Source organism: Burkholderia cenocepacia, assembly GCF_900446215.1.
Lineage (GTDB): Bacteria > Pseudomonadota > Gammaproteobacteria > Burkholderiales > Burkholderiaceae > Burkholderia > Burkholderia cenocepacia.
In genome coordinates, this window is the sequence record NZ_UAQZ01000013.1 from 498,646 (window position 1) to 516,318 (window position 17,673).

General features: G+C 66.3%; 18 protein-coding genes and 1 pseudogene. 3 read left to right on the forward strand and 16 right to left on the reverse strand.

What is annotated here, in order from left to right; all coding sequences use genetic code 11:
- Positions 1 to 3 precede the first annotated feature (3 nt).
- The 5 genes and pseudogenes from DTA15_RS24775 to DTA15_RS24795 form a co-directional block, all read right to left on the reverse strand.
- Positions 4 to 1,566 (reverse strand): FAD-binding oxidoreductase, encoded by a 1,563-nt coding sequence (locus DTA15_RS24775; RefSeq protein WP_006488899.1) that lies wholly within the window; start codon positions 1,564 to 1,566, stop codon positions 4 to 6.
- Positions 1,563 to 3,242, reverse strand: a complete 1,680-nt coding sequence (locus DTA15_RS24780; protein WP_006492899.1) for a glycerol-3-phosphate dehydrogenase/oxidase — start codon at positions 3,240 to 3,242, stop codon at positions 1,563 to 1,565. Before DTA15_RS24780 ends, DTA15_RS24775 begins: the two co-directional genes overlap by 4 nt.
- An 18-nt stretch (positions 3,243 to 3,260) precedes the next feature.
- Positions 3,261 to 4,802, reverse strand: coding sequence for an FGGY family carbohydrate kinase (locus DTA15_RS24785; protein WP_006488894.1), 1,542 nt, complete (start codon positions 4,800 to 4,802; stop codon positions 3,261 to 3,263).
- A pseudogene (locus DTA15_RS24790) lies at positions 4,799 to 6,262 on the reverse strand (MFS transporter). The gene DTA15_RS24785 and the pseudogene DTA15_RS24790 overlap by 4 nt, the downstream one beginning before the upstream one ends.
- A gap of 240 nt (positions 6,263 to 6,502) precedes the next feature.
- Positions 6,503 to 7,222 (reverse strand): SDR family oxidoreductase, encoded by a 720-nt coding sequence (locus DTA15_RS24795; protein ID WP_006492889.1) that lies wholly within the window; start codon positions 7,220 to 7,222, stop codon positions 6,503 to 6,505.
- Between the two features lie 132 nt (positions 7,223 to 7,354).
- On the opposite strand from DTA15_RS24795, the gene DTA15_RS24800 reads away from it, so the two are divergent.
- The 3 genes from DTA15_RS24800 to DTA15_RS24810 all read left to right on the forward strand — a co-directional run bounded on the left by DTA15_RS24800 (position 7,355) and on the right by DTA15_RS24810 (position 10,392).
- Complete coding sequence (locus DTA15_RS24800) at positions 7,355 to 8,332, forward strand: LysR substrate-binding domain-containing protein (RefSeq protein ID WP_006488825.1); 978 nt, start codon at positions 7,355 to 7,357, stop codon at positions 8,330 to 8,332.
- Positions 8,333 to 8,446: 114 nt separating this feature from the next.
- A complete protein-coding gene (locus tag DTA15_RS24805; protein WP_034178302.1) occupies positions 8,447 to 9,835 on the forward strand; it encodes a nucleobase:cation symporter-2 family protein in 1,389 nt (462 codons plus the stop codon).
- 131 nt (positions 9,836 to 9,966) lie between these two features.
- Complete coding sequence (locus DTA15_RS24810; RefSeq protein WP_006488849.1) at positions 9,967 to 10,392, forward strand: NUDIX hydrolase; 426 nt, start codon at positions 9,967 to 9,969, stop codon at positions 10,390 to 10,392.
- 77 nt (positions 10,393 to 10,469) lie between these two features.
- Here the strand turns inward: DTA15_RS24810 and DTA15_RS24815 are convergent, their stop codons facing one another.
- The 11 genes from DTA15_RS24815 to DTA15_RS24860 all read right to left on the reverse strand — a co-directional run bounded on the left by DTA15_RS24815 (position 10,470) and on the right by DTA15_RS24860 (position 17,650).
- Positions 10,470 to 10,682, reverse strand: coding sequence for a hypothetical protein (locus DTA15_RS24815; protein ID WP_006488812.1), 213 nt, complete (start codon positions 10,680 to 10,682; stop codon positions 10,470 to 10,472).
- A gap of 403 nt (positions 10,683 to 11,085) precedes the next feature.
- Positions 11,086 to 11,682, reverse strand: a complete 597-nt coding sequence (locus tag DTA15_RS24820; protein WP_006488875.1) for a lipase family protein — start codon at positions 11,680 to 11,682, stop codon at positions 11,086 to 11,088.
- Positions 11,679 to 12,107 carry a hypothetical protein gene (locus DTA15_RS24825; RefSeq protein ID WP_227743153.1) on the reverse strand — a complete coding sequence of 143 codons (429 nt, stop codon included), beginning with the start codon at positions 12,105 to 12,107 and terminating at the stop codon, positions 11,679 to 11,681. Before DTA15_RS24825 ends, DTA15_RS24820 begins: the two co-directional genes overlap by 4 nt.
- Positions 12,108 to 12,161: 54 nt before the next feature.
- A complete protein-coding gene (locus DTA15_RS24830) occupies positions 12,162 to 12,365 on the reverse strand; it encodes a hypothetical protein (protein WP_006488868.1) in 204 nt (67 codons plus the stop codon).
- A gap of 3 nt (positions 12,366 to 12,368) precedes the next feature.
- Entirely contained in the window at positions 12,369 to 13,001 is a 633-nt protein-coding gene (locus tag DTA15_RS24835) for a hypothetical protein (protein ID WP_006488845.1), read from the reverse strand.
- A 69-nt stretch (positions 13,002 to 13,070) separates the two neighbouring features.
- Positions 13,071 to 13,637, reverse strand: a complete 567-nt coding sequence (locus DTA15_RS24840; protein WP_012493239.1) for a glycoside hydrolase family 19 protein — start codon at positions 13,635 to 13,637, stop codon at positions 13,071 to 13,073.
- Positions 13,638 to 13,639: 2 nt separating this feature from the next.
- Positions 13,640 to 14,026: a hypothetical protein gene (locus tag DTA15_RS39190; protein ID WP_006488890.1), complete on the reverse strand. Its 387-nt coding sequence runs from the start codon at positions 14,024 to 14,026 to the stop codon at positions 13,640 to 13,642.
- Between the two features lie 61 nt (positions 14,027 to 14,087).
- Positions 14,088 to 14,480: a hypothetical protein gene (locus tag DTA15_RS24845; RefSeq protein WP_006488833.1), complete on the reverse strand. Its 393-nt coding sequence runs from the start codon at positions 14,478 to 14,480 to the stop codon at positions 14,088 to 14,090.
- 3 nt (positions 14,481 to 14,483) lie between these two features.
- Positions 14,484 to 16,040, reverse strand: coding sequence for a glycosyl hydrolase family 28-related protein (locus DTA15_RS24850; RefSeq protein WP_006488897.1), 1,557 nt, complete (start codon positions 16,038 to 16,040; stop codon positions 14,484 to 14,486).
- Positions 16,041 to 16,057: 17 nt separating this feature from the next.
- A complete protein-coding gene (locus DTA15_RS24855) occupies positions 16,058 to 16,636 on the reverse strand; it encodes a hypothetical protein (protein ID WP_006488895.1) in 579 nt (192 codons plus the stop codon).
- A 15-nt stretch (positions 16,637 to 16,651) separates the two neighbouring features.
- The gene (locus DTA15_RS24860) at positions 16,652 to 17,650 is read right to left on the reverse strand and encodes a gp53-like domain-containing protein (protein ID WP_006488881.1); all 999 of its coding nucleotides are present in this window, start codon (positions 17,648 to 17,650) and stop codon (positions 16,652 to 16,654) included.
- Positions 17,651 to 17,673 lie beyond the last annotated feature (23 nt).

The window sequence follows — 17,673 nt, forward strand, 5'->3', positions numbered from 1 at the left end:
CGTTTACCGGTCGACGTGCGGGCCGGTCTCGTCGCCGAGACCGAGCTTGCCGGGGTTGAGGATATGCTTCGGGTCGAGCGCGCGCTTCACCGCCCGCAGCACCGGAAACGCGGTGCCCAGCGAATCGCGCATGTACGGTGCACGCAACAGCCCGACACCGTGGTGATGGCTCAACGCCGCATTGTATTGGATCAGCACCGCGTTCGCCGCGTCCCACGCCGCGCGATACCACGCGGCCCGCTCGGCCACCGCGACGTCGCCGCGCAGCGAGAAATACAGGCACGCGCCGTCCGCGTACGCATGCGACTGGTGCGCGGACCCGGCCAGCGTGCCCGGCACCGCCTGCAACGCGGCCACCACGTCGCGATAGATCGCCGCGAGGTCGCGCCAGCGGCCGCACATTTCCAGCGTGTCGGCGACGAAGCCCGGGCTGCGCTTGAAGCCTTCCGCGCTCTTGCCGGTCAGGTAGCGGGTGTCGAGCCACTTCTCGAAGATCGCGTCGCCATCGAGTTTGTGCCCGCTCGCGTCGCCGACGCGCGCGCCGATCGCCATCACCACATCGACCATCTCCGGCGCGCCCTCGTCGGCGATCAGCAGCACGTTCGTGTCGGGCAGGCCGAACTGCACGCCGCTTTCGAGCGCGTCGTAGAGCCGAAGCGCCGCCGGATTCGCGCCGCGCTGCAGGATCTCGCGGCACGCGTCGAGGCCGGCCGCGAACGTGTCGAAGCCGTACGCGAGCGCACGGCCGTAGTCCGGCAGCCGATGCAGCTTCAGGCGCGCACGCACGATGATGCCGAGCGTGCCTTCGCTGCCGATGAACAACTGCTGCAGGTCCGGGCCGACCGCCGCGCGCGAATACCCGCCCAGCGTGACGAGGCTGCCGTCCGCGAGCACCACGTCCATGCCGAACACCATGTCCTCGATCTTGCCGTAGCGCGTCGACAGCTGCCCCGCGCCGCGGCACGCGATCCAGCCGCCCACGGTGCTGATCCCGAACGACGACGGCCAGTGCCCCATCGTCAGCCCGTGCTCGCGCTGCAGCGTGGCCTCGAATACGTCGCCGAACATGCCGGCTTCGACGTCGACGATCTGGCTCTCGGCGTCGACGCCGACCAGCCGGTTCAACCCGCACACGTCGAGCACGATGCCGCCGCGCACCGGCAGCGCCGCACCCGTCACGTTGCTGCGGCCGGCCGACGCCGTGACCGGCAGCGTCGCCGCGTGTGCGATGCGCATCACGGCCTGCACCTGCTCGACCGTCGACACGCGCACGACGACCGCGTGCGGCGTCGCGGGCCGGCCGCCCGTCTCCACGACCATCGACGCGGCCCACCAGTCGCGCGTCCACGCGACGACGTCGGCCGGCTGCACGAGCACCTCGTCGGCCACCGCGCGCAGCGCGTCGACCTGCTGCGGCGATACCGTGACCGGCGCCCGCTGCATGCCGGCCTCGACAGGCGCGCCGCCTGTCGCGGGCAGGTTCAGTGCGTAGGGCGGCGGCGTATGCGCGCCGACGACGTAGTTGCCGCGGTTGTAGCCGCGCTTGATGGCTTCCTTGCTGATCATCCGTTTTCTCCGATGAGGATGGCTTTTTCGAGTGCGACGGCGGCGACGTAGTCGCGCACCTGGCTGGCGACGGCCGCGTCGGACAAGCCGAGCTCCGCCTGAAGGATGGCGCCGACGCGCGGCGCGGCGCGTGCCGACGCGTCGCGCGCCATCAGCCGCGCGCGGGTGCGGCGCGACAGCACGTCGTCGACGCTGCGCGCGAATTCGTGGCGTACCGCATAGAGCACTTCCGCTTCGCTGTACGGCAGCCCTTCGACGATCGGCGCGAGCAGCGACGGCGTCGCATCGGCGAGGTCGCCGACGAAGCGCGCCTCGGTGCCGTAGCGTTCGCCGAGATGCGCGGCGAGCCCGCCCGATGCGACGATCGCCTGCGGGTCGTAGCCGGCCGCCCCGAGCAGGTACGCCGATTTCGTGCGGCAGCGCGTGCGGCGGCCGAGCAGCTTGCCGACCGTATCGATGGTCTGCTCGGCCATGTGCCGCGACGTCGTCAGCTTGCCGCCGACGATCGTCACGAGGCCGTCGGGCGCGACATGGATCTCGTGATTGCGTTTCATCTCGATCGTCTTGCCGCCGGGCGGCCCGACGAGCGGCCGGCATCCGGCGATGCTGCCGACCACGTCGTCCGCGCTCAGGTCGACTTTCAACGCGGAGCGCGCGCCTTCCAGCAGGAAATCGAGTTCCTGCCGCGTGCAGTGCACGTCGTCGAGATCGCCGTCGTAGTCCTCGTCGGTCGTGCCGAGATACGACACGTTGCCCCAGCGCGTGATCGTCGCGCGGCGGTTGCGGCCCGGCACGGGGATCGTCACCGTGCAGTCGTTGCGGATCTTCAGCCACGGAATCGCGACGTGCACGCCCTTCGCGGGCCGCACTTGCAATCCAGATGCGTCGCCCTTGCGTGCACCGGTCCAGTCACGCAGCCACACGCCGGTCGCCATCACCACCACGCGTGCCCGCACGCGCCGCTCGCGGCCGTCGGCGTGCACGATCGCGCCGTCGACCTTGCCGTGGCCGTCGCGCGTCAGTTCCACCACGCGCGCATGATTCGCCACCGCCGCGCCATGGAACGCGGCCGTGCGCACGAGGTTCAGCGTCAGGCGCGCATCGTCGACGCGCGCGTCGAAGTACAGGAAGCCGCCCGTCAGGTAGGTTTCGTTGAAGGTCGGGCAATGCGACAACACCTCGGCCTTGGTCAGCTTCTGGTGCAGGATGCCCTCGCGCCAGCCGCCGGCGATGTCGTAGGTCCACAGCAGGCTTTCGAAGGCTTTCGCGAGACGCCGGTCGAACACGCCTTCGCGCTCCATCACCGGGAACAGGAACGGCAGCCGCTGCACGAGATGGCGCGCGTTGCGCCGCAACCGCTGCCGCTCGAGCAGCGAATGGCGCACGAGCCCGAGATTGCCCTGCTCGATGTAGCGCAGTCCGCCGTGCACCATCTTCGACGATTTCGACGACGTGCCCGACGCGAAATCGCTCTTCTCGACGAGCGCGACGCGCAGCCCGCGCAGGCTCGCGTCGAACGCCGCGTAAGCGCCCGTCACGCCGCCGCCGACGATCAGTACGTCGAACGTATCCGTCTCGAGTCGCGCCAGATGCTCGTCGCGGTTCACGCGTAGCGGCTCCGTGGCCGTCATGCCGGCCCGGTCCGTGCGGGGTTTTCTGGATGGCAAAAACATCATGCTGGTCGTTCTCCGTGCTTACGCATGAGCAAAATCGGCCGCGTGCGCGAGCTCGGACGCGATCCGCGCATGCCAGGCCGCGCGCCGCCGCTGCCGGCTGTCCGCATCGATCGACGGTTCGAAGACGGCGTCGGTGACGAGCGTCGCACGGGCCGCCTCGAGCGATTCCCACAGCAACCCCGACGCGCCCGCGAGAAACGCCGCGCCGCGCAGGCTCGCGCGATCGCCGTCGCGCATCCGGCGCACCGGCACGCCGCTCACGTCGGCCTGGATCTGCAGCAGCGTGTCGCTGCCCGCGAGGCCGCCGCCGACGATCAGCTCCGACACGCCGGCCCGCGCGACCGCCTCGTTCGCCTCCATGCACGACGCGACCGAATGCGCGATGCCTTCGAGCACCGCGTGCGCGACCTCGGCCTGCGTCGTCGCGATCGAGATGCCTGACAGCAGCGCACGCGCGTTCGGCTCCATCCTCGGCACGCGCAGGCCGGTGAGCGCCGGCACGAAGGTCACGCCGCGCGCCGACCGCACGGTGCCAGCCAGCGCGCTGATCTGCGCGGGGTCGTCGAACCAGCGCAACTTTTCGCAGACCCAGCGCAACGCCGAGCCGGTCGTCGCGACGAAGGTTTCGAGCGAGTAATGCGACACGCCGCCGTGCCGCCGCGCGGTCATCGCCAGCGTGCCGTCGTGCGCGTGGCCGGGTTGCGCATGCGATCCGGCGTCGGGGCGCGCCGTCCCCGTCAGCAGGTCGACGAAGCTGCCGGTGCCGTGCACGCACATCGCCTGGCCGCGCTCGACGCAGCCGAGGCCGACCGCGCCCGCGAACTGGTCGCCCGCGCACGCGAGGATCGGCACGTCGATGCCGAGCACGTCCGCGCGCGTGTGGCCGAACGCGTCGGCGTCCTCGCGCAGCGCCGGCAGCAGTTCGCGCGGAAAGCCGAGTGCGTCGAGCCACGGGTCGAAATAGCGATGCTCGCCGAGCAGGTACGCGCTGGCGGACGTCGCGTTGGTCGGCGTCGTCATGCACGCGCGTGCCTCGGACAGATGCCACAGCAGCCACGTGTCGATCGTGCCGAACGCGAGACGGCCGGCGCGATGCGCATCGGCCACCGCGCGCGACGTACGCAACTGGTGCACGGCCCACAGATACGGCGAGCGCACCCCCGCCGGCCGGCCGACCTGCGGCACCAGCACGCGGTCCCAGTCGGCCGCGAGACGGTCGAGCTCGGCCGCATGGCGCGTGTCCTGCCAGACCATCGCGGGCACGAGCGCGCGCCCGGTCCGCGTGTCCCACAGCACGGCGGTCGCACGCTGCGTCGCGAGCGCCAGCGCGACGATGCGCACGTGCTGTTGATGCGCCTGCGCGAGCGTCGCACGGCAGACGGCGAGCGTCTTGTCGAGGATTGCGTTCGCGTCCTGTTCGACGACGCCGGGCTGCGGGCTCTCGACCGACAGCGGCAGGTATTCCAGGCACGACACGTGGCCGCTCGCGTCGACGAGCGCGGCGCGCGTGCCGGACGTGCCTTCGTCGATCGCGAGAATGGCGTTTCGGGATTCGGTCATCGCTGCGTTTTCTCGATGGCGGGTTTCAGGAAGGCCGACGTGGCGCGGCCGTCGTCGCCGAAGTGCGGCGCGTCGGGTTCGTTGTCGGGATTGACGGTGGTGCGGGTCGGATCCCAGCGGATCGCGAAGCAGATCGCGCTGGCTACGCACGGCACGATCGCGAGGATCAGGAACGTGTGTTCGAGGCCGTAGCGCGCACGAAACAGCGGAAAGACCAGCAGGCCGAGCGCCGCGCCGATCGAGCCGAGCGCCCCGACGATGCCGTTCGCACCCGCGCGCAATTCGCCGCGAAACGACAGCGACGACAGGCTCTTGCCGTTCGCGCCGGGGCCGACCTAGTGGAACAGGATGAACAGCGACGGCACGACCACCGACAGCCACAGCGGCATGCGCGCATGAAACAACCCGAGCGCAACCAGCATCACGCAGACCGCCGCGAAGCCGAACGCCGACGCGCGACGCAGCCCGACACGGCGGCCGACCGCCGACGACGAGAAGCCGCCGACGATCCCGAACAGGTTGAACACGAGCGCGCCGAGCGTCGCGTAGACGAAGTCCTTGCCGAACAGCGCCGCGCTGATCAGCGGCAGGTACCAGCCGATCGCGAAGTATTCGATCGACTGGCCGATCTGCACGGTCGCGGCCAGGATCGTGCGCGGCAGGTAGACGCCGCGAAAGATCAGCAGCACGTTCGCGAGGCCGCGCGTGGCCGGATTGACGATGGGAGTACGTTCATGCGCGGGCGCGGCGACGAATGGCTGCCCGTAGATGCGCGTCATCGCGCGCGCCGCCTCGTCGAGCCGCTCCTTGCGGGCGAGCCAGATCGGGCTTTCGACGAGGAATGCGCATTGCAGCGCGAGGATCGCGACGCCGAACACGGCGGTCGCCGCCACCGAGCAGCGCCAGATCGAATCGCCGACCTGCCAAGCATGAAACAGCAGCGCGAGCAGCAGGTTCAGGCACACGGCCGTGTACCACATGCCCTGCCAGGTATTGAGTCGGCTCTTCAGGCGGCCCGGCGTGAATTCCGCGAGCATCGCCATCGCGATCGCGAAGTCGATGCCGTACGCCATCCCGACGAAGAAGCGGCCCGCGAGAATCGTATTGAAATCGGGCGCGAACACCACCAGCAGCGCGCCGATCACCGACAGCAGCTTCGCGGCGATCAGCGGCCGCACGCGGCCCCAGCGGTCGGCCATCCAGCCGCCGATCGGGTTGAACGCGATCGCGACCCACGACGCGAACGACGTCATCCATGCGACCTGCGCGGCCGACAGATGCAATTCGTGCGTCATCGGCCCGAGGCCGGCGCTCAATGCCGAGTTGGAAAATGCGTCGAGAAACAGCCCGCCGAGCGACAGCCACCAGACGAGTCCCGCCCTGCCCGCGATACCGGGGCGCGTGTCGAGAAAGGAGATGACGTCTTCAATGCCATGAAGCTTGACCGCGATCGTTTGCACAATCGGCCTCCGTATATTTGTTCTGTAAGAGGCTCGACATTGCAGATGCGATCGACGCATGGAGAGACCATCTTACAGATAGTCTCTTATCTAGATCTGCCTGCGCAATTTACGGCGGGCAACGCGCTGGTGTCAAGCGCGGTCGGTTGTGCGATGCAGCGACGCGCACGTCGGCGCTCCCCGCAATCGTTGCGTACGCAACGTCATCTCCCGGCTGGCCGCGCGCGGTCAGCCACCTGTTCACCACGGCACCGTGCGCCCCAGATAGTCGAGGTATTCGAGCCCGGGCCGCGCCCGCTTCGCGAGCAGCACGTCGACGAGGCTCGGCACGCTTTCGTCGATGGTCAGGCGTGCGTCGGGCCCGCCGAGTTCGGTGCGGACCCAGCCGGGCGCCATCAGCGCCATCGCGCGGCGCGTATCGGCCTGACGCGCCGCGAAGCTGCGCATGAACTGGTTCAGCGCGGCCTTGCTGCCGCGATAGACCTCGCGCATGCCGCTGACGTTGTTCGCGACGCTGCCCTGCCCCGACGACATCGCGCCGATCAGCCCGTCGTCGGTCACCAGATCCTGCAGCGTCTCGATCGCGCGCATCGGCGCCAGCGCATTCGTGATCATCACGCGTACGAATTCGTCGGTCGTCACTTCACCGATCGTTTCGTTAGGATCGTTGGTCGTGCCCGCGTTCACGAACAGCATGTCGAAGCGCCGGCCCGCCAGACGCTCGCGCAGCGCGGCCAGTTGCGCGGGCGCGCAGATGTCGAGCGTGCCGATCTCGAGCCGGCCGTCGAACCGCTCGGCCAGCTCGTGCAGCTGCGTGCGCCCCGATTCTGCGCGCACGGTCCCCGTCACGTTCCAGCCCTTGTTCAGGAAGGCCTCCGCCATCGCGAGCCCGAGGCCGCGCGACGCCGCGACGAGGAGGATCGCGGGCGCGTTGCGTCGATTCGATTCAGTCGATTGCATGGTTTTTGCGTTTACCGTGTTCGTCATGCACCCACTATAGGCGGGCGCCACGACAGGCGCCAGACGCACCGAATGCAATCCATCGTTGCATCGAACGCCATGTCACGCCTCGCAGTGGCGTATCCTGTCCACATGGAAAACATCGACCTGAACCTCGTCACCGCGCTCGACGCGCTGCTGTCAGAGAGCAGCGTGACCGGCGCCGCGCGCCGGCTGGGCCTGAGCACGTCCGCGATGAGCCGCACGCTCACGCGGTTGCGCGCCGCCACCGGCGATCAACTGCTCGTGCGCGCCGGGCGCAGGCTCGTGCCGACCCCGCACGCAACCGCGTTGCGCGACCGCGTGCATGCCGTCGCGAGCGACGCGCGCGCCGTGCTGCGGCCGGCGACGGCCGACGTCGACCTCGCGACGCTCACGGCCACGTTCACGATCCGGGCGGCCGCGTCGTTCATGGAAATGCTGGCCGGCCCGGTCGTGGCCGCGCTGGCCGACGTCGCGCCGCACGTGCGTATCCGCTTCGTCCCGAAGCTCGACAGCGATCCGCAAGCGCTGCGCGACGGCACCGTCGACCTGCAAATCGGCAAGCGCGGCGACGACGCGCCCGAGCTGCACACGCGGATGCTCTTTCACGACTGGCACGTCGCGGTGGCGCGCGTCGGGCATCCGCTGTTCGCGTCGGCCCGGATCACGCCCGCGCGCTATGCAGCCTGCCGTCACGTCATCGCGGCCCAGTTCGGCGATTTCGACGGACCGGCCGACGACTCGACCGGCCAGGCCGGCCCGGGCCCCGCCGTGCACGTCGTCGTGCCCGGCTATCCGGACGCGATGCGTGTCGCGGCCAGTACCGACCTGGTCGCGCTGGTGCCGCGCTCGAGCCTCGGTAACGCGTGCTCGCCGGGGCTCACCGACGCGCTCGGGCTGCGCAGTTTCGAGATCCCGGTCCGCTTGCCGGCGATCCTGGTGTCCGCGCTGTGGCATCCGCGCATGCACGGCGACCCCGTGCATCGCCGCCTGCGCGATGCGGTCATCGCCGTCTGCCAGCGCGCGTATCCGGATTCGCGCCCGCCACGCACGACGACGCGCGGCAAAGCAACGCGCGCAGCGGGCTGACGTCGCGCGGCTCACGCCAGCCGGCCGCCGTCGACTATTGCGGCACGGCCGGGCGGCGCCGGCGGGCCCTTCGGCTAAAATGCCGCACTTTCCACCTTGTCCGGCCCGCTCGCCATGCAACCCGCCTCCTCCGCCCAATCCGCCTCCCATGGCGCCGACGCCGCAGAATCGGCCCGCGACCTCGTCTACGGCCCGAACGACCGGCCGGCGCCGATGGTCGCCTTCGTCGCCGCGCTGCAGCACCTGCTGGCGATCATCGTGCCGATCGTCACGCCGGGCCTGCTGATCTGCCAGGCGCTCGGCGTGTCCAGCCGCGATACGACCCTGATCGTGTCGATGTCGCTCGTCATTTCCGGCATCGCCACCTTCGTCCAGTGCAAGCGCTTCGGCCCGCTGGGCGCCGGCCTGCTGATCGTCCAGGGCACCAGCTTCAACTTCGTCGGCCCGCTGATCGCCGGCGGCAGCCTGATGGTCAAGCAAGGCACGCCGGTCGAGACCGTGATGGCCGCGATCTTCGGCGTCGTGATCGCGGGGTCGTTCGTCGAGATGGGCGTGTCGCGCATCCTGCCGTTCGTGAAACGCCTGATCACGCCGCTCGTCACCGGCATCGTCGTGCTGCTGATCGGCCTCACGCTGATCAAGGTCGGCCTCATCAGCATGGGCGGCGGCTACGGCGCGATGGCCAAGGGCACGTTCGCGAGCGCGGAGAACCTCACGCTGTCGGGCCTCGTGCTCGGCACGATCATCCTGCTGAACCGCGTGCCGGTCGTCTGGGTGCGCAGCACCGCGCTCGTCATCGCGCTTGCGATCGGCTACCTCGCGGCCGCGTTCCTCGGCCGCCTCGATTTCACCGGCATGCACCAGGCCGCGCTGTTCCAGGTCCCGACGCCGCTGCACTTCGGCATCGGCTTCTCGTGGGCGCTGTTCGTGCCGATGCTGATCATCTATCTCGTCACGTCGCTCGAAGCGATCGGCGACGTGACGGCCACCAGCAAGATCTCGAACGAGCCGGTCGAAGGGCCGGTGTGGATGCAGCGCATCAAGGGCGGCGTGCTCGTCAACGGCGCGAACTCGCTGCTGGCCGGCGTGTTCAATACGTTTCCGAGCTCGGTATTCGCGCAGAACAACGGCGTGATCCAGATCACCGGCGTCGCGAGCCGCTACGTCGGCATCTGGATCGCGGGCATGCTGGTGGTGCTCGGCCTGTTCCCGGTCGTCGCCGGCGTGCTGCAGGCGGTGCCGGAGCCGGTGCTCGGCGGTGCGGCGATGGTGATGTTCGGTGCGGTGGCCGCGTCGGGCATCAACATCCTCGCGGGCGTCCACCTCGACCGCCGCGCGCTGCTGATCATCGCGGTGTCGCTCGCGCTCGGCCTCGGCGTGTCGCAGGTGCCGGACATTCTGAACAGCCTGCCGCATGCACTGAAGAACGTGCTGGAATCGGGCGTGGCGACGGGCGGCATCTGCGCGCTCGTGATGAACTGGTTCCTGCCGGAAAAGAAGTAAAGGCAAACGCGGCACGAACCGCATGACGGCGCGGCACGCATGACGGGCCGCGTCGTTCGACCGTCGTCCGCGAACGTCAAATCGGGTCAGGCTGCCTTGGCCGATCGATCCGCGCTGGTTAGAATGGCTCCATGCCCCAAACGCGAGCGCCCAACCCCTCCGCCGAAACGAGCGCCGTCCCGATCAAGGAACGCGCGACCGTCGTCTGCTACCGCGACGAGCAAGTCCTGCTCGTCGCGCGTGCGTCGTCGCGCTGGGCGCTACCGGGCGGCACGATCAAGCGTGGGGAGACGCCGCTCGAAGCCGCGCATCGCGAGTTATGCGAAGAAACCGGTGTGACCGGCCAGCATCTCGTGTACTCGATGCAGTTCACCGGGCTCGCAAAAATCCATCACGTGTTCTTCGCGGAAGTCGGCCCGGACCAGACGCCGCAAGCGAACAACGAGATCGAGAAATGCAAGTGGTTTCCGATCGACGGTGTCGATGCGCTGCGCGCCAGCATCCCGACGAAACGGATCGTCGAACTCGTCTACAACCACGAAATCCGTAAAGCGTAGGCATCGGCGCGGCGAACGCATGCACGCGCAGCCGGCGAACTCGAGCCAATTTTCGTGGATCAGCGGCACGCGTGCGCTCAATGCGAGCGCTTTCTTCGCAGTTCGTGCGTGGAATAGACGACGAGGAAAACGCCTAGCATCGCGACGCCGGACGCCATGAAGTCGTTCGCGCTTCCCGAGCCGTGCAAGGATTGCGGGAAGATGCCGAGACTCAACCCTGCCGCCGCGAGAAACAATCCTGCAGCCACACCCCAGATCGGTCCGGCGGTCTTTTCGATTTTATTTTTCATACAGCACCCGTCTACAGTCATGACCTGAACGGTATCGGCAAAAACGCGCGCGTCTACCTTCAGTCATTTCACTATAGCCGGGAAATAATTCCCGCACTTCTAGTGCTTTTCCCGATCAAGTTTGCGCGGTCGCGGCCGTTGCGCGATGCGGGCGCGCGCAGTCCGAAGCATGCCGAGTCGGGAGAAAAACGAGGTGGCGGAAGGCAGCAGGAGTCGAACCTACCCAGGAGCGTCTGACGCCCCTAACCGGGTTTGAAGGCCGATTATGCTGTATGTAAACTCAGTTGACTGGACGCGAACCCGCGACGCCATGCGGGTTTGATGATTCGTCAATGCTGTAAAAGCGTACAGTAGGTAGACACGCTAAGGCAGAAAAGTCCACACCCATTTTGGTGTCTGGATCCTAGGCTGGCGTCGTGACCGCCAGCGCCGCGATCACCCGCGCGATCGCATGATCCGTCACGTTCGCGAACGGGAGCGCCGGCCGGCCGATCGCCTGGATCGAACCGGCATGCTTCCAGCCTGGCGGTAGGTCCGGCACGATGTCGTTCCCGTTTTTGTACAGGCAGAGCGGCACCTTCTCGAGCAGTGCCGCGACACTCCCGTTCGTGCTCACCCGCGGCGGCTCGAAACCGTAGACGGCTGTGGGCGCCCGGCCGGCGGCCACCATCGCCGACGCGGCCATGATCGCGATCGCGGCGCCGAGTGAGTGTCCGACGAGCGTCACCGGCCGGCCGGCGATTGCGGCGAGCACCGGTGCAGCGATCGCTTCCCACGCGGCCCAGAAACCATGATGCACCTGGCCGACGCCGATCACATCGATAGGATGGACGTCCAGGTCAGCCACCACGCTGTCGAGGTTGTCGGTGCCCGGGAAGGCGACAACCAGACCGGCGGCCGTCTGGCGTACGATCGCGCGCGAAGCGCTGTCCGCCTTGCCGATGTCTGGCGCTGCGGCATAGGCCTCTTGCGCGAGCAGCGCGTAATCGCGCGGCGTCATTGCAGCGGCGCGCCCGCGAGCGGCGTCGACGCAGCGGCCGCGAGCGGCGCCGTCGTCAGGATCTGGTCGATGAGCGCCTGAACCATCGGCCCGAACGTCTGGAGCCCGAGCAGGATGGCCTGCTGCTGCGGCAGCGCGGGCACGGCCTGTACGATCGTGATCGCCGCCGGCAGCAGCGAATCATGGAACGCTTTCAGATCGGCGACGTTCAGCTGCGCGCCGGCTTTGCAGATAGCCTGATTGGCCGGCAGGATCGTCTTCGAGATCGTGGCTTGCTGGTCGGCGCTCAGCAGCGGCGATGTCGCGAGGATGGCGAGATCGCCGTTGACGATCGTGCAGCCGGTTTGGAACTGCTGTTGGACGGTCGGCAGGGAGTTGCAGGCGACGATTGCGAGAGACGCGACAATGCCTGCCGCGAGCAGCATGAGCTTCTTCATGGGGTTCCTTCTGGAGTGGTGCCGCGGCGCGCGGCGGGATGATTACTGCTGGGCCGGCGTTGCGCCGCGATTTGTGTATGCCTCGACAGCGGCATGGAAAGCTGCTGCGACGAGGCCGGCAATCAACGACGACAGGCTGGCCGGCACGGGGCCCTTGCAGCCACCAAGCACCCAATCGACCGTCGGGACGAGATCCGTGACGCCGATGGTGATACCGCCAGTCACGAGGCTAGATTTCACTGCCATGGCCTACTCCTTTTCGGTTTGGACGAGTTCGTCCGGGGTGAAGACGAACCCGGCCTTGCGCGGGAACGCCTGGAACACAAAGGTCGGGAACGACCGGTGATGGATGCCGTGCGTCGGCGAGCGGTGGAACTTCGCCGACAGCGGCAGCATGTTCGTCATCGCATCAACGAAGGTCTCCGGCTTGGACGGATCGAATGCATGCCAGTCGAAGCCGCGCAGCTCGACGAGCTTGCAGACGAGCCAGAGGAACGATTCCTCGACGAGATACAGCTCCTTCGTCGGCTGATCGGTGACCGGGTCGAGCACGGGCAGCGCCTTCACCTCGCCCAGCGCGACGCCTCGCACGGTTGCCCAGTCGATCGCATCGGAATCGGCCCACTCGCAGAACAGATGGTGATACTCGGGCGCCGGCTGGCCGCTGATCGCACAGCGCAGGCCGGCCGCATGCCCTTCCCTCTTCGTATGCCGGAACGTCGCCGACTCGGTGCGCGGCGGGTGATCCGGGTAGTACTCGATCTCGACGTCGGTCACGCGCACGGCATGCTCGCCGGCGATCTTCGGCAGGCCTGCGAGGCCCTCGGCCGTGCACTTCTCGCAGCGCTGCTCGAGCGCGACGTCATGGCTGCATCGGGTCATGTCTGGTCCGGAAATGAAAACGCCCGGCGCGCGGCCGGGCGGGATTACGAAAATTCGAAAACTGGCGCGTCAGGTCACGCCGAGCGCCTTCTTGCAGGAATCCCAGAGCGTCAGGCGGTCGGGCATGCCGTTCGGCGTGGCCGCCGAGCGCGGATTGCCGAGATTGATCGCGCGGCTGATCGACAGGAAGTCGCCGGCGTCGGCGAACGCGCTGAGCGCATGGTCGGCCCAGAATTGCGCCGAGGCGTGCGCCGCCGTGGACGGCTGCACGATCAAGTCCGGATTGCCCTCGAGGTCGATGCTGATCTTCTGACCCATCACGCGGAAGTTGTAGCGGCCAGTGATCTGCAGCAGGCCTCCGCCTCGGTACCGGAATCCGTCTCCGGCCTGCGTATTACCCAGCTCGACAGCCTTCGCCGACGGCGGCTCGTACGCGCGCTGCGCGGCCGTTGGCCCCCAGATCTCACGGAACCACTGGAATCCGCCTGTCTCGTGGCCGCACTGCGCCAGAAACGCGGCCTGCCGCGCCGGAGAATCGATCGCATACAGCGCCATCACGGCCGACAACGGATCCGCCCATGGCATCGCGCGCGCTAGCGGGATCCGGAGCGCGGCGGAAAGGGTTTGTGGTGTCATGGTCATCCCAGAAGCAGCTTCACGACCGCGCTCGCCCAGTCGGGGATGGGTTCGTGTCGCATGTAGCGAAAGACGATCACGCCGACCGTGCCGAACGCGATTGTCGGGCCAGCGACGTGCCGGACAAGGAAGCGCCACGCATCAGCGAGGCGGCACAACGCGCGAACCGCGCGCGCGCCGCCCTCCCATGTATCGACCATCGACTGCGTGTTCGTCTGGATCTTCGAAACCGATGCAACGACTGCGTCGAGCTTTTCGTCCTGACGTTGAAGATGCGCCTTCACTGCAGCGTCGCTCTCGTCGATACGCTGCTCGAGTTTCGAGAAGCGCCGATCTCCCGCGCGCAGGCGCTCCTCGACGCGCGCCGGCGCCGATACGTGGTCTGTCATTCATCCCCCGGAAATGAAAAAGGGGCGCCCGAAGGCGCCCCGCGTTGGTCGCGAAGTGGTTTTATTCGGCGAGCCAGGCGCTGCCGTTATAGAACGTCGGACAAACCGTCGAACCGCCGCCCGTCAGCGAACCCATGAACGTGCAGCTCGTGGCGTCGGTCACGTACGCGCGCATGCCAGCCACGCCCGCGGGCAACGTTGAAACCGTGTAGCCGAGCGTCTTGATCGGGCCGCCGACGTCCAAAGTCGCTCGCGGAGGCGACGCGCCGATACCGACCGACACACTGCCACTGCCGAACGAGAGCACCGTTGTCCCGTTGACCTGCACGGAGGACGCGGTCAGGTTGAGCGCGGCAATCTTCGCGCTCGGGATGTAGAACGGGATCGACGACTGCGCGAGAGCGATCGAGCACGCGCAGCTGAGAGCTAAACCCGCAAGCATCTTCTTCAACATGGCTCAATACCCCTCAACCTTGAACGAGAACGTGAGCGCGGAATCCGGCGAGCCCGAAGTGATCGTCACGGCCGTGTTCGTAGCCGACACCCAAAATGGAACCGCGGCCGTCGTCGGCGTAGCCTGAACGCTGACGACAGCATGCGGAAACCCTGCCGTCGTATTGCCTTGATAGGTAGGGAACGTGAACGAGCCACTCGTCCCGCCTGCCGGGATCGTGATCTGACCGGCCTGCGTGATCTTTCCTGAATTGTCGACCTGGACATATCCAACCGGGCTGCTCGTGTAATAGAACTGCCTCATCCCGGCCGGCGCATTGTCCTCGCTCCACCAGAGCGACGATCCGGGATCGATTGTCGGCATCGCCTGTGAGTTCTCGGCGTCGTACCAGACGATATTGTTCCCTGTTGCCGGATATGCGAGCGGGTTCCCGGACGCATCAAGCCCCTGCGAATACACGCCCCCTTGATTGCCGCGTTGGCCGCCTCCTGTGCCAACCAGATAGAACGTGTTGTGACGCGTATTGGCATACGGCGACGTATTCGAGCCGTTGAGCACGAGACCCTTCGCAGTGCCGTTATCCGCGTTGTAGAGATTGATGACATCGAACCGCTCACTGTCGTCGCCGTTCAATACGACACCGGGCGAATTGAAGTAAACGGCTTGAATCAGGAAGAAATGATTCCAGCAGGCATTGTGGTTGTAGGCGCTGTTCGTGATGAGCACCGACCCATCAGTCGGAAGCGTTTGATACCCGGAAATGTTGTAGAAAATGTTCCCGGTGACGTCGGAGTTCTCGGTAGCAGCAGCCGAAATATCAGTCTGGACAAACGCAGTTGACCAGTGAGCGGCGCGAATATCGTAGGTGCCGTATCGCGCTGAAACCAAATTCACCGCTATGCCGCCGAGGGAATTGTTGCCGTCCCAAAATATCCCCATGACACTGTTGTCTTCGACTTTCTGATCAGCCGCCGGCATGATCTTGAGAGCCGTTCCACCTTGCGCGCCGACCCAACGATTGATGGTCGTAGCGTTGATGGTGGGAGCATTGTCGTTATATCCGCCGCCCCCCGCGCCAATCAATTTCACCGCGGGGCAGTTGATCGTAACGCTATGGTCCCAGAGGTAAGTGCCGGGCGGCTCATATACCGTCTTCTGCGACGGCGATGCGCACGCGTAGTTGATCGCATTCTGAATCGCCGTCGCGCTCGGCCGTGTGCCGGTCGGATCTGCACCGAACGCGATCACCGATATTTTCTGTTCCTGAAGAATTGCCTGCAACGCACGATCGCTTTCGCCTGCCCCTCCAAAGTTGAAAAGAAGCGACGGATTAGACGTCGACGCAGCGAGCGACGTGAACGCGCCCGAGCTCGGACGCGAACTGCCAATCGTCGCACCGTTGATCGCCCCTCCCTGAATCGCCGCATTCTGAAGCGCGCTATTGAGTTGGGTGGCCGTGAGAACTTGTCCGGGAACAAACTGCGCATACGCCGGATCGAGCACGGCCGCCGCAATCAAGAAACCCGTGATGCTGCGAAGCCTCGCGCAGAAAATTTTCATGCTAGTTACGCTCCTCGTTACGATCCGCTCGGTGCCACCCAAACGATGCCCTGAACTGCTTGAATGGTGGTTTCCGCGTTCACCTGTTCGGTCAACGCAGCAAGCTGCTGCTGGCACCTGTTGAGCCACGCAGCAAAGCTCGAGACAACGCCCTGCGCCTGTGCCTGCGTGTGTGCCTTAAACGACCACGTTCCGGCAGTCTCGCACCAAAGCATTCCTCCGGACTGGCAGGCTGCCACGGTGTTCTGGTTCGCCTGGTCTACGAGCGTGCTCGGGTAGTTGCAGGCGGACCCGAGCGCGGCTGACGAAAAACCAGAAGTGATCGTGCCAGAACACGCCGCATAAAGGACCGCATTCTGCGTCGTCTGTGCCTGCGCGAGCAGCTGAGCAGTCGTCGGTGCGGCAGGTGCTACGAGCGCGCCATTCGATACGGTATAGCCGTGTGTTTCCACGGCCTGTTGCCATTCATCATCGGTAATCGCAATCGCGCTGACACCGGTCGGAACGGGGCTGATGATGCTGTCGTAGAACCCGGTGATCGGGCCGGGATCCGCTTCATATGCCGCATATTTCTGGCCCGACAATTTCTGTTCCATACAAGTTTCTCCCGGTTACCAACCAACCGCCTGCCAACCCACGATGACACCGGATTGCCACACATTGTTCAACAGCGCGTTCACTGAAAACTGACTATTGCTGTTTGCGCCGATCCCGATCGTTTTCCCGCCGTTACCGCCGGTCGCCGGCGTACCGTTGTCATTGCCGTTCAAAACGAAGCACGCATTCGGGAACGCGATCGGGAAGTTGAAAGTATTTCCGGTCTCCGAGGCATTCGTTACCGTCACGACGCCCCACTGACGGATCATTCCGCTCGGGAGCTTCTCCCAGCCATTCGGGCTACCGTTGGCCGCAAAAAGCGACGAGCGTTTGAGAGCAGCAGTCCCGCCGACGACGTTGAAGAATTGGCCGTTCGACCAGGCGACCTCGATCGAATCACCCGGGCCGATAACCTCGCTAGCTCGAGCCCAGTTCTGCCAGACATCCCCTGAAAAAGCACTCACGGTAAGATTCGCGAGGCTACCGTTGTAGATCACGAAGCGCGCACTCGGCGCATGAATCGATGCTCCCTGGGGAAGCGTCACGACGCCGGCGTTCGTCCCGAAGAAATAGATCAGGTCGCCGGACTGCGACGCCGCCAGCTGTTGGGACACTGCATTGAATGGGAAGAAACTCCCGTAGTTCCCCAGCTCTCCCCAAACGAACGCTGTCGATGCGGCATTGCTGCTCGAGTCTCCGTTCGATGGCGTCGCCACCGCAAAGAGTTGACCTGCGTTACCCGCGGCGGGTGCCGTCGAGGCAAGCAGGTTGTTCAGCAACGTAGCAGTCGTACCGTCGTCGATCGCTGGCTGACCGGTTCGGGCGACGATGAACTGCGCGAGCACCGCCGACATGATGCTGCTCTGCCGCCATACCTTGTTCAACGCAGCGGACTGAGCGGTCCCGGCTTGAAAGCCTGTCCCGAGGGCCGTCATGGAGGCATATGCAGCCTGTGACAGGACGTTTGCGCCCGCCCCGACCGCGAAGGCAAGGAAGTCGTTTTCGACTGACATTCGAACTCCGGGATATGTAACGC